At 45.8% G+C, this 12,610-nt stretch carries 9 protein-coding genes; 3 read left to right on the top strand and 6 right to left on the bottom strand.

Features of this window, described 5'->3' with window-relative positions; all coding sequences use genetic code 11:
• Positions 1–89 precede the first annotated feature (89 nt).
• Positions 90–1,277, bottom strand: coding sequence for a BaiN/RdsA family NAD(P)/FAD-dependent oxidoreductase (locus AC3RV5_RS01885; RefSeq protein ID WP_489732072.1), 1,188 nt, complete (start codon positions 1,275–1,277; stop codon positions 90–92).
• A gap of 439 nt (positions 1,278–1,716) precedes the next feature.
• On the opposite strand from AC3RV5_RS01885, the gene AC3RV5_RS01880 reads away from it, so the two are divergent.
• The 3 genes from AC3RV5_RS01880 (at position 1,717) to AC3RV5_RS01870 (ending at position 6,736) form a co-directional block, all read left to right on the top strand.
• Positions 1,717–5,007, top strand: a complete 3,291-nt coding sequence (locus AC3RV5_RS01880; RefSeq protein WP_489730307.1) for an nSTAND1 domain-containing NTPase — start codon at positions 1,717–1,719, stop codon at positions 5,005–5,007.
• 29 nt (positions 5,008–5,036) lie between these two features.
• Positions 5,037–5,429: a DP-EP family protein gene (locus AC3RV5_RS01875; RefSeq protein WP_489730306.1), complete on the top strand. Its 393-nt coding sequence runs from the start codon at positions 5,037–5,039 to the stop codon at positions 5,427–5,429.
• A gap of 314 nt (positions 5,430–5,743) precedes the next feature.
• Positions 5,744–6,736: a GGDEF domain-containing protein gene (locus AC3RV5_RS01870; protein WP_489730305.1), complete on the top strand. Its 993-nt coding sequence runs from the start codon at positions 5,744–5,746 to the stop codon at positions 6,734–6,736.
• 88 nt (positions 6,737–6,824) lie between these two features.
• On the opposite strand, the gene AC3RV5_RS01865 is transcribed toward AC3RV5_RS01870, so the two are convergent.
• From AC3RV5_RS01865 to AC3RV5_RS01845, 5 genes are all read right to left on the bottom strand, one after another.
• Positions 6,825–7,514, bottom strand: a complete 690-nt coding sequence (locus AC3RV5_RS01865) for a VIT1/CCC1 transporter family protein (RefSeq protein WP_489730304.1) — start codon at positions 7,512–7,514, stop codon at positions 6,825–6,827.
• A 307-nt stretch (positions 7,515–7,821) separates the two neighbouring features.
• Positions 7,822–9,780, bottom strand: coding sequence for a beta-galactosidase (locus AC3RV5_RS01860; protein ID WP_489730303.1), 1,959 nt, complete (start codon positions 9,778–9,780; stop codon positions 7,822–7,824).
• Between the two features lie 409 nt (positions 9,781–10,189).
• Complete coding sequence (locus AC3RV5_RS01855; protein ID WP_489730302.1) at positions 10,190–11,491, bottom strand: alpha/beta hydrolase family protein; 1,302 nt, start codon at positions 11,489–11,491, stop codon at positions 10,190–10,192.
• Positions 11,492–11,622: 131 nt separating this feature from the next.
• Positions 11,623–11,967 carry a hypothetical protein gene (locus AC3RV5_RS01850; protein ID WP_489730301.1) on the bottom strand — a complete coding sequence of 115 codons (345 nt, stop codon included), beginning with the start codon at positions 11,965–11,967 and terminating at the stop codon, positions 11,623–11,625.
• A 150-nt stretch (positions 11,968–12,117) separates the two neighbouring features.
• Entirely contained in the window at positions 12,118–12,591 is a 474-nt protein-coding gene (locus AC3RV5_RS01845) for a peroxiredoxin (RefSeq protein WP_489730300.1), read from the bottom strand.
• Between the last annotated feature and the right edge of the window lie 19 nt (positions 12,592–12,610).

The raw sequence follows: 12,610 nt of genomic DNA, 5'->3' as shown, positions 1-12,610 counted from the left end.
CACATAATTTTTATAACTAAAAAGAGACAAACTTAACTTTGTCTCTTTTATAAATGGATTGTCTCATTTTTTTATGTATACCTACACAATCAAACTACCTGCCCGGCCACCCAGCCGCTACTCCAGGCCCACTGGAAGTTGTAGCCCCCTAACCAGCCAGTGACGTCCATCACTTCACCGATAAAATACAAACCTTCGACTTCCTTGGCCATCATAGTTTTAGATGACAACTCATCGGTATCGACCCCGCCCAGAGTCACCTCGGCGGTGCGATAGCCTTCGGTGCCATTGGGTTTTAACTGCCACTGGTGAAAGGCTTGGGTCACTTCACTGAGTTGTTTGCCCTGATATTGTTTTAACGGTTTATTTTCTAAACCCAAATAAGGGAGCGCGGCTTGCACATAACGTTTCGGGTAATGGCTTGCCAAGGCGGTACTTAACAAGACATCCGGCTGGTTTTGCAGGGTTTGTTGTAACAAGGCCAGTAAATCGCCATGGGGGAATAAATCAAACTCCACCGCCTCACCCGGCTGCCAAAATGAGGAAATTTGCAATACCGCTGGGCCACTTAAGCCGCGATGGGTGAACAGAATATTTTCGTTAAAGCTGGTGCCATTGCTTTTGGCGCTGGCATCCAGAGAAATACCGCTTAGTTCGGCCAATACGTTTTTATCTTGCTCGTGCAGCGTAAAGGGCACTAATCCGGCCCGGGTGGGTTTAACACGTAAACCAAATTGTTCGGCCAGTTTGTAACCAAAAGGGCTAGCGCCTAGTTTGGGGATCGACAGCCCGCCTGTGGCGATAACCAATGACTGGCACTGGTATTGGCCTTTGCTGGTTTGTAAGGTAAAACCAGTGGCGGTTTTCGCAACGCTTAGCACTTCACATTCTTTAGTGACACTGGCTCCGGCTTTGTCACATTCGCTAAGCAGCATATTCAGAATGTCTTTGGCGCTGTCGTCACAAAATAGCTGGCCCAGGGTTTTCTCGTGATAGGCGATGCCGTATTCGGCGACTAAGCCAATAAAATCCCACTGGGTGTAACGGCTTAACGCCGATTTACAGAAGTGTTTGTTATCAGACAGGAAATTCTCAGGGGCGGCATACATATTAGTAAAGTTACAGCGCCCACCGCCCGACATAAGAATTTTGCCGCCTATGCGTTTGGCATGATCCAGCACCGCCACGCTGCGCCCGCGTTTGCCCGCTTGGGCAGCACAAAATAATCCGGCCGCGCCGGCACCTAATACGATCACATCAAGATTTTTAGTATTCAGAACGATCCACTCCACCCACAGGTGATTTATTGTTTATGCCTTGCTAAGCGCAAGAAATGCCAGACAAGCAGTGCCCTGACAGTAGCCCAGGCATTTTGGTGGGCAATTCTAGCAGCTTCCAGCGGATTTTTAGCCTGTAACTTCACCGGCGCCCATCAAAATAATGCGCACAACCGTGCTTATGTTGAAGTTACCCCAGTAGATTTGTTTAATAAGTTATGCAGAATCAAAAATGCCACAGCGGCAACAAAGCGGTGATAAGTACTTAATTATCAAGTATATTCAGGTATAGTATTGGAAGTTACGCGGTGCCTGCGGCGTAAAAACTACCCACATACAAAAACGTCATTCTCCCAAATTAATGCAACCCATTTGGGGGCCCAACTTCTGTTTTCAGCCAGCGCGCTGAATGAATGGGTACAATAAGAACGTGAATAAAATGGCCACTTTATTTTTTATCGGTGATTGGCAAGTTTCACCCACCACCAACAGCCTGCGCAGTGGGGATAACATCAAGCAACTTGAGCCTAAGGCCATGGATGTATTGCTGTTACTGTGCCAACAACAGAATGTGGTACTCAGTGCCGACGATATTGCCGCTCAATGCTGGGGCAATACTGACATTGGTGACAATCCAGTGCACAAAGCCATCAATCAACTGCGTAAAGCCTTTGACGATAAACCCAGCTCGCCTAAATACATCGAAACCATTCGTAAGCGCGGTTATCGCATTGTTGCCGAGCTTAGTTTCCCCCTAGATGATGACCTAAAAGCCGAGCAAAATGATTGGCAAGGTGACTCTCCCTTTCCTGGTTTGAGTGCCTTTGAGCCCGATGATGCTCAGGTATTTTTTGGTCGTAATCAGCAAATTGCCACCTTACTTGAACGCATCTCAGCGCAAGTCACTTTTGGCCGGGCCTTTTGTTTGATCTTAGGCCCCAGCGGCAGCGGTAAATCATCTTTGATTAACGCGGGCCTGTTGCCCAAGCTATTGCAACACAATGGCTACGACGGCATAGGTGTGCTTTCTTATACCAGCCTGGATTTCGCCGATGTCAGCCATGCCCGACTGTTTATCGATCTGGCCTCAGCGCTACTCGATTGGGATTGTGACGAACAACCGGTTTTTGCGGGTTTGAGCGCGGATATAGTCGCTGAAAAACTACAAACCAATAGTCAGGAGGTGATCACGCTCTGCCAACAGGCCTTAAACGAAACCATTAGCCCTTTTGCCAGACCGCATTTTTTCTTGTTTATTGACCGTCTGGAAGTGCTGCTGTCATCTCCCCTTTTCAGTGATGAAGAACGAGCATTATTTTTACAGGTCATTGAAAGCCTGGCCACCTCTGGCTGCATTATGGTATTCAGCGCCTGTCGCAATGATTTTTACCCCCTGGTGGTCAATCAACCCAGTTTAATGGCCGGCAAGGCCAATGGGGCCCATTTTGATTTGATGCACCCCCAACGCCCTGAGCTTATGCAAATGATCCGCTTACCGGCAGTGGCGGCCAATCTACGCTGGTCAACAGATCCACAAAGCGCGACCCCACTGGATGAAATTTTATGTGCAGAAGCCGCCAATAATCCCGATTCACTGCCGATGCTGCAATACTCCTTGCAAGAGTTATATTTGCGGCGCAGTGAAGACAACGAACTGCAATTTTCGGTATACACCGCTTTAGGTGGTATTGAAGGTGCTATCGGTAAAAAAGCCGAAGAAGTTTACCAGCAACTCCCCCTTAAACATCAAAGCCAATTAGCTTATGTATTATCCTTATTAGTCACCCTAAGCCCGGATGGCGAAACCATCACCAGCCGCGCAGCCCGCTGGTCACAATTGCAGGGCACCAGCCAAAATGAATTTGTACAGGCCTTGGTCGACAGCCGTTTGTTTGTTTCACACCTGCAAAATGACGAGGCCTGTTTTAGTCTCGCTCACGAGGCGCTGCTGCGCCGTTGGCCCAGAGCCAATGAATGGATAGCCGACCATCAAGACGGCTTAGAAATAAAGAGTCGTTTGCAACGGGTAACCGAACGCTGGTTAAGCGAAGGCAAAAGCTCTGCCTATTTATTGGCCCAGGGTAAACCCTTACACGAAGCCCAAAGCCTGGCAGGCAACTCGGTATTTACTTTAGACAGGGATGAACTTGCCCTAATCAAGGCCTCACAACAACGGGTGAACACCAAGCGCTGGTTGACCCGCACCACTATTACCCTGTTATGTGTATTAACCTTAACCGCCATCTTTATGAGCGTAAAAAGCCAACAAGCCGAAGTCTTCGCTCAGCAAAAGCGCCTCGACGCCGAAAGCCTCTTAGGTTTTATGGTAGGAGAATTTGCCGACAAACTGCGCAGCGTAAAACGCATGGACTTACTCGATGGTATCAGCAACAAAGCCCTGGAATATTTTAGTAACCAGGATGATCAGCAAGCAGAGTCGGCACTATTTTTTTTAGCTGACCCAGTCTTAAACTTTAAAGCACACTTTCAGCATGCACAAACGTTGAGTGCCATGGGGGAAGTGGCCTACTCACGGGCTAAAACCGACGAAGCTATGCAAGCCTTTGTCTCCGCTAAAGTGATACTGGATAGACTATATCAAGAACAACCAGAGAATCTGGAATTACTTAAAACCATAGGCGCCAATGCCTTTTGGCTCGGGCAACTGGCAATGGATAAAGCCGCTTTCATTGAGGGCAAAACATTTTTTCAGCTTTATCTCAATTACAGCCAGGCCATGCTCAATTTAGCGCCGGATAATTTAGAGGCGCAGTGGGAGCTTTCCTATGCTTACTTGGCTATCGGGGCCATTAATACCAAATTGCAGCGACAAATTGACGCTAAGAATGCTTTCGAAGCGGCACTTACCATTCAATATAAAATTGTTGATGCCCTGCCTAAAGATGATATATCCCATTCCTATATAGCCGACACAAAGGAATGGCTAGCAGAAACCGAAGAACAGTTAGGCAATTTGCAGAAAGCCGCGCAAACCAGACAAGAAGTACAATCTATTCTTTTAGCCTTACTAGCAACCCTTTCGTCTAATGGCGATTTATTAGAAAGCTTGGCCTATTCCTACCTTAACCAGGCCAACATTCTATATTACATGGGCGATTATATAGCGGCTAACAAAGCCATTTTGTCGTCCAGAATCCACCTGAATACCCTATTAAGGCAGGATTTCTCTAATCAGGTTTGGCAGGTAAATTTAATCATTGCTAACGCCTTTCACCATTATCTGGCCAAAATCATCCACAGTGGATCCTCAGTATCGCCTGTCAGTCTTGAAGAGTTTAAAAAAGTATTGAGCGGGGCTGAAAAATCCTCGTCTTTCATAGCAAATATTATAAAAAGCTACCAAATCAACGGCTATTGGGATTTGGCACAAAGTGCCATCATATTAGCAAAAACCCGGTTAGAGGAGTTAGTCAATAATCGACCGGAAAATAGTATGTTGCGGGCATCATTAAGCAATACTTATCTCGCTCAAGCCAAGCAAGCGGTCAATAATCAGAGTGTGAAGAGACAAGCTGTTGATGGCAAAGACGCCAAACTTGATGCCTGTCAGCAGGCTATTTCTATCTTGGAGCCCATTATCATCGATAACAGCAGCTATGAGTTATTGCTGCCTTATGTGCGAGCACAAGATTGCTTGGGTAATTTAAGTGCAGTGCAGGATTTTGTGGATAAGTTAGAAAAAATGCAAGTAAACAATTACCAATTTTAATTCAATAATAATCAACAACTGGAGAAAATATGTTCCCGATAATTATAACTGTGCAAACCCGCGTCGCAACTGTAGCCGGTCAACCTGTGGTTGAGTTTTATAACTCATCTAACAATCAATGGGAGCAAGATATTACGGTAACCTTCAACGCCTCAGGTATGGCAATCTTTACTCTGGATACCGATATTACGACAGAGCCCTATGTTTTTTTTGGTGCTTTACAACAAGTACCACAAGATTGTACTCCAGATACCAACTGGGATTTTTTGATAAATGGTGAGGGTAATATCATCACTTTTACCAATAATTGTAAAAATACCCAAGATATCGATATCAGACTTACCCTCATAAAACGGGATGCCGAAGACCTCGACAACGCCATTATTAGCGCTGATCCCAGGATTAAAAATGTCCCTTCGTAGTAAATTTTAATTGAGAAGATTTACGAGAGATTTACGAGGACATCCATCGTAAGCAGTCGTATTAACTAACACTCCCAAAATGCTGGCATTATTTGCCAGCATTTTTATTTAAAATCTATAACCCCATCGCTCTCTCTTTATTAAAAAAGCCTTAACACCATTACTTAGGCCAGTAAAAAAACCTTCCCCAAGACCTAAATACCCATTTAAAAACAATAAGTTAAAATCAGAAGATTACCAGAAGGTTAAGGCGGTACCTTTTAAGTAAAGTGTTTGTCATCCAATTGCAGTCCTACAGACTCACGGGAATTAAGATGTCAAAACCTAATGCAGATAAACATAACAAACACACAAATGATGACACGATTTCTATGCTTCAGAAATTGTCCATACCGCTGTTAAATCAAAAAATGGGTGCTTTTGCTAACATGGTCAATGTGATTGCCGAAGGTATTTTTATCGTCAATGCCCAAGGTGTTATAGAGATGATCAACCCCTTGGCAGCCAAGTTTTTTGGTGCCCCCCAAGAAGCGTTAGTCGGGCAAAAGTGGTTTCATTTTTTACACGACCGCTACCGCGAGCAATATGAATATCTTTTTCTGAACTGGCAGGATAACCGCGACATGCCCCTTAATCACGGCCCCAAAGAAATACTGCTGAATCGCCCAGACAGCACCTGGTTAGAGGCGGATTTATCGGTGTCATGTTTGCCAGCGTCGTTGACCGACTCTACCCCGCTTTATGTTGGGGTATTGCATGACCTGACTAAACATAAAGCCGAATACAGTGAACTACGCAAACTGGCCAGCACCGACCATTTAACCGGTTTGGCGAATCGTTTTAATCTCGAAAAAACTCTGGATAAAAGCTGGAATGAAAACATCACTAGCGCCCAGCCCATCAGCTTGATCTTGATTGATGTGGATTATTTTAAATTGTTCAACGATCAGTTCGGCCATGTAAACGGTGACAAGTGTCTGCAAAAAATCGCCAAAACCATCGAGGATTGTTTACCCTCACAAGACAGTTTGGCGGCGCGTTATGGTGGTGAAGAATTTGCGGTGATTTTGCCCCGCTGCCACGCTGCCAATGCCGAGGTGGTCGCCAAACGTATTCAACAGCAGATCAATACCCTGAATTTTAATGATATAGGGCTACCCACCAACTTTCGGGTCAGTGTTAGCCAGGGCATTGCCTGTGAACACAGTGGCCAATACCGCACCACCGAAGCCTTGATTTGTGCTGCCGACACGGCTTTGTACCGCGCCAAATCTGATGGCAGAAACAGGATCACTCTAAGCCTGTAGTTACCGCTTAGTGCCCAACATGGTGAGAAGGCGGAGACCCAAGCCTGCTCATCATGTTTGCATTCAAATCACTGGCCACACAAAGATGCTAAAAGGCCATTTCAAATAATTGGCCGACACCGATCGAAACCAGCATGGCTAATGCACCCCAAAACAAAACCCGTATCGCCCCTTTACGTTTAGACGCGCCCCCCACCTTGGCAGACACAATCCCTAAAGCCGCTAGGGCTAATAATGAGATAAGCGCCACTGCGGGGATAAGCCATTGGCCATCAAACAGCACTATCGCCAGCAATGGCAATAAGGCCCCTGCGGCAAATGAAAGGGCTGAAAATAGCGCGGCTTGTAAAGGATTGCCCTGGGCCAGGTCAGTTAAGCCTAATTCATCCCGGGCATGACTGCCCAGTGCATCTTCAGCCATCAGCTGCTTGGCCACTTGCTTGGCCAAATTGTGATCTAGACCGCGATCCTGATAAATGCCAGCCAGCTCTTGCTCTTCCAGGGCCCAGTTCTTTTCAATATGGCGTTTTTCTAGCGCCAGCTCAGCGTGTTCGATATCCGTTTGTGAACTGACCGAGACATATTCGCCGGCGGCCATAGACATGGCTCCGGCCACCAAACCCGCCACACCAATTAACAACAGATTGTTTGGGGCCGCGTTGGCTGCGGCTACCCCCACAACCAAACTTGCCGTTGAGACGATGCCGTCATTGGCACCCAATACGACCGCTCTGATCCAGCCTATTCGGTCGGCTTTATGTTCGTGATTATATTCCATATTTGTTTAACGCCTGGATCATATTAAGACTTTTATAATGTGGGGCGATTGAACGTCCCACAGCAACCATATCAAATTCTGCGGTATTTATTGTCTGCTGTGCCTTAAATCCTCCAAACAATTTACATAAAAGAGAGGGCTAGATGAGTGTCACAATGAAAACATATCAACCATAACGACAATCAACGAGTATTGGCCAGGGGGAGTCGTGATGGCATCTCTAAAGTAGACCATAATAAGTTAGTAAAATAGAGCCGCCTATTTTAAATTAGCAAGGTCGCTCCATGTCAGCGAAGCGACCTTATTTTTAACGTTCAAACACCGCGTATTGATAAGCAGGCAGCTCCTTAGCGCCTATAACAAAGGTCTTATCTGCCAGGGGATCCAGAACCACGTTTTTGTCTGAATAGTTAAATACAAAACCGTATTCGCCTCGCTGTGCCAAACGCACGTCCTGAGGTAATCGGTAGGTTTCAATGCCTAATCCAGTAACAATATCATTCAGCATTTCCACCAGAAAATTATTACAGGTCAAGGTCCCCGAATAATAAACATTGGCCTGTTTTACCATAGCCGGTTTGTTGTCGTGGTATAGGGCCACCACTTCACATCCATCTTGGAGCTGCAACTCTTCACGCCATCTGTTACTTCTAAAAGTATTCCCCTGGTAAAACAAGTCTTCATCGATATCACCACGAATAGTTTCAACCGACAGCACTTTAACAGGCAGCAAAGATTGCAGCTTACCTGGCCCGAGGTTTGGTGCTAAATGAAATTCCTGTGTTTTGCTACCGGAACGTGGTCCAAATACAAACACCGCATCAGACTCTTTGCAGGCGTCTATAAAGGCATCGTCAATAATAGTCAGCGTGGGTACGATCACCAGATCATAAACAGACATGTTATGTTTGGGTGAAATAAAATCGATATCTAAACCTAATTGACGCAAGGCTGAATAATATTCAAATTCTACTTGCTGATGGCTATAGCTCTGACCTTGCTGCTCAATTTCTGTCACCCACTGATTTTCAGTGGTGCTAACCATACACACTCGAGCAGGTATGTTGTCACCTAACCCAAGGCTAAGAGCATCCAGTTGCGCCTTGACTTGCTCAACTTCGGGCCAGGCGGCTGATGGTGAATTGTCTATTCGTTTAAGACCTGCATGCATTTGTTCTTGTGCAAAACCCGCCTGACGCCAACGAAAATAACACAAAGTATCGGCGCCATGAGCAAAAGCGACCCACGACCATAAGGCAATCATGCCTGGTTCCGGGCGTGGATTGTGGGTTGCCCAATTTACCGGGCCGGGCTGTTGTTCCATCACCCAAAAGTTTTGGCCACATAACCCTCGGGTTTGATCAAAATAGTAACTCGAAAAATCTGGATGACCGGTGCGCATATAAGGTTTAAAAGCTTCAGGGCTCTTATCGGCAAAAAACAGATCTGTTCTGCCTAATGGATAGTTGTCAAAACTGGCAAAATCCAAGCCTTGGGCTAACGCATAATTGTCAGTTTGGGTATCTGCCATGGGAATGAAATTGTGAGTAATAAAACGCTCACCACAATATTGCCTGAGTAAGCTGACCATCTCATCGTGAAATCGTACTACCTGATCTGAACTAAAACGGCGAAAAGCCAGTTGATGGGAGGGGTTGGTTTCGGTTACCGCAAAATAAGGCACTTCGATACTGTCAAAAGACGGAAACTCCATGGACCAAAACACATTACCCCAGGCTTCATTCAGGCTTTTGATATCGCCATAACGTTGCTGACACCAACGCTGAAACGCCACTTTTGCGCTGGCAGATGCACTTGGGGTTGTATCATGACACGCAATTTCGTTGTCAGTTTGCCACCCTACTATGGCAGAATGGCCACCATAACGTTTGGCCAAAACCTCACTAATCCGCAGTGATTCTTGCAAGTACGTTTCACTTGAAAAATCATAATGCCGACGAGAGCCAAATCCTCTAGTTAACCCGGTATTGACGTCTACCGCTAAGATATCGGGGTATTTATCAATCAACCATTTGGGTGGGGTTGCGGTAGGCGTACACATAATGATACTCAGGCCTTGTGCAGCCAAGGTATCAATAGCCTGATCGAGCCAGTCAAAATCAAACTGCCCATCTTGTGGCTCAATGCGCGACCAAGCAAATTCTGCTATTCGCACGTATTTGAGACCTAACTCGCGCATTTCCTTGGCATCTTGTTGCCATATAGATGGCGACCAGTGCTCTGGGTAATAGCAGACTCCTAACATATTTTTCTCCTCGTAAATATTTACCTAATCCGCATTCGAATTTTATCGAACATCGCAGCGATTTGATTTGTATGATGTATAGTATTAATAGAATGAAGGATTTACTACGGGAATCGTTTGTTTTTTTGCTAGCTCTGCCCACTTCCTGCCTTTTGTTCCCATAATACACGGTATTACCAGCCTATTTTTGATAGCCAGTAACGAACACCTAAGTGGCGATATGCGGTGCTATATTATGCTGGTCTCCTAACAGCGAAAACACCTGAAGCCCTTGTTAACATCCTGGCCAACGGACAAAAAACCAGGCGGTGTGGGGCGTGCGAACCTAAAAACGCCCCAAAAGGGGCGTTTTTAGCGTGAATGTAATTTTAAAATGACATCAACACCTGCTATTTAATCCGACTTCAGCTTATTTACCTTCCATTTTCATACCGGCTGCAAAGCGATTATCAAAGCCTATCCAGGCTTTAATTTCACTGCCATCAGTAGATTGCTGATCTGATTCACCACGTGGGGTTAGATACTCACACGCCTTAGCATCACCTTTGACATAACAATCCATCATGGCCAAGGCAAAGTGATTATTATTGGCATTTAAAGCCTGGTTATCCCAAACCGGCTCGTAATAATGCCCAAGATCCAGCTCTGTTGCCCATGCTTCTTGAGGGGCAGGATGTGGCGCGATATTGTGACGAGCCTGTCGATAGGTCAGCATATATACATTGTCTTTACCCGTATTGTCATAAAGCCAATGCACACCCTGATAACCCGAGATATCATCGAGTTCGCCACTGATATACATCACAGGCACAGTGATTTGCGCCAAGGCTTGGGTATCAAACAATTGATATTGTCCACCCCAGGGAGCAAAAGCCATGGCGGCTTTCCAGCGACTATCCACGTCTGCAACTGAAGTTTTACCCCCGGCACAAGTATTGAGGATACGTTGCATAAAGGTCACTTTTTGCTCATCGGTTTGACCGGTAAAACGCCCGGCCATTTCTTTAGAAAAATTAAAACAACCACCAATGGTATTAACCGCGCCATAACCGCCCATGGAATAGCCAATCAAACCTGCTTTGTCTGGGTCTATCACCCCTTTAAAAAAAGGCAATGAATGGAGCTTGTCTAATACAAGATTTTGATCCCGTGAACGATTAAGCAAGGTGCTGACAAAACCAGAAAAAGGTGTTTTGACCATATCAACATCAGCATTAGTAGAATCGGTATGGTCGATACCCGCCACTATGTAGCCATGGGACGCCAGGTGCTCCCCCAAATAATACATAATGGTGCGATACCCGGTATAGCCATGGGACAACACGACTAAAGGAAATTGCCCGGAATCAGTTGTTAAAGCTGTATCCCGACTGGCATTTGCCTGAATTGAAAAAGGAATGCCACTACGAGTTTCATTTTCATAACTACTTGGTTTTGAGTTGGTATCGCTGGTTGGATACCATATTTCAAGCTTGAGTTTACGTGAGCCTTTTTCTTGGGTAACAAGGTCCAGGTAATTATCATTGCTGATATCCAGGGTTTTAACCCCCACTTTGAAACGCCCCTGGGCACTGAGATCCGGGGTCACATCTTTTGACAACGACCGATATAATGTTTGTGGCGTGAGCACCGAATCAGCCGATGCACTTGCACACAGGCACAAACCAATACTCAGTAGCCACCCCATGCTTTTTGTAATTATTTTTGTCATTTTTTGCCTTTAACTAGGTATGCCTCAGTCGGCCCATCCCACTATATAATTTAACAAACCACTATCCGCCAGCTTCACAATAGCCCTGGTCATAGGCTATACCGGTAAATTTTGCTAAGGGTGAGTGAAATTCATGTAACGCAAGCAACATAAACAAAAACAAACGAAAATGAAAGAGTTCGGGGGACACGAATTTCGCCGTACAAAGCGATGTTAATATCGCTGACGCTGACCTTAATCTCGGCGCTGGTACCTTGTTTATGGATTTTAGCGTTTTTTAACAGCACGACCCGATCCGCCAGATACGCCGCCGGGTCAGCAAACCCGGGGTATGACTTGTTTACTCCGCGCGGGCGCACAATAGGTGCTGGCGCTTCAGGAGCCGCCGCTTCGGGAGCCGCCGCTCCGGGAGCGACATCAATGGGTAGGATATTATTTGGCGGAAAGCCAATATTAGGTACTGTTTCGACTGACACCTTTGTATCCACTTAAGTAATAAGTTCAAGCTTATTATGCAAGTCGCAGGGCAACAACATCAGTCCCAAAGGTCATTCAATGAAACCTGCCACTGACTGCTTATATTGCTAATAGCTGAGCAGCGGCACATTTTTAAGGTTTTTTACAGCTTAAAGTGCATCGAGCATAGTTTGGGCGTCACTTACCTCAAATTTTCCTGGGGCTTCCACATTAAGAATTTTAACGACCCCGTTGTCCACCATCATGGCATAACGTTTGGAGCGCAGACCACCAAAGGTAGCGGTATCTACGGCCAAGCTAATGGCTTGGGTAAACTCGCCGCCGCCGTCGGCCAGCATCATAATGTGTTCTGCATTTTGACTTTTAGCCCAAGCCTCCATCACAAAAGCATCATTAACCGACACACAAATAATCTTGTCTATACCCTTGGCCTGCAGCTTATCGGCCAAGGCAATATAACCGGGTAAATGGGTATTGGAACAGGTCGGGGTAAAGGCCCCAGGTACGGCAAATAACAAGACTTTTTTACCCGCAAACAAATCATGGGTAGTAGGGTTACTGGCCTGGCCATCTTGGCGCAAGCTAAAAGTTACATCGGGTAGGCTATCATTAACGTTAAGCATATTGATTCCAATAAGTTAG

Source organism: Paraglaciecola sp. IT1134 (assembly GCF_058068185.1).
The sequence above is the reverse complement of the archived record's forward strand: the minus strand, read 5'-3'. Positions and strand labels throughout refer to the sequence as shown.

Bases quoted from the DNA above. Each gene is read 5' to 3' on its own strand.
- AC3RV5_RS01875 (WP_489730306.1), top strand. From the start codon at position 5,037: ATGTTCCCGATAATTATAACTGTGCAAACCCGCGTCGCAACTGTAGCC.
- AC3RV5_RS01860 (WP_489730303.1), bottom strand. From the start codon at position 9,780: ATGTTAGGAGTCTGCTATTACCCAGAGCACTGGTCGCCATCTATATGG.
- AC3RV5_RS01845 (WP_489730300.1), bottom strand. From the start codon at position 12,591: ATGCTTAACGTTAATGATAGCCTACCCGATGTAACTTTTAGCTTGCGC.
- AC3RV5_RS01880 (WP_489730307.1), top strand. From the start codon at position 1,717: ATGGCCACTTTATTTTTTATCGGTGATTGGCAAGTTTCACCCACCACC.
- AC3RV5_RS01855 (WP_489730302.1), bottom strand. From the start codon at position 11,491: ATGACAAAAATAATTACAAAAAGCATGGGGTGGCTACTGAGTATTGGT.
- AC3RV5_RS01865 (WP_489730304.1), bottom strand. From the start codon at position 7,514: ATGGAATATAATCACGAACATAAAGCCGACCGAATAGGCTGGATCAGA.
- AC3RV5_RS01870 (WP_489730305.1), top strand. From the start codon at position 5,744: ATGTCAAAACCTAATGCAGATAAACATAACAAACACACAAATGATGAC.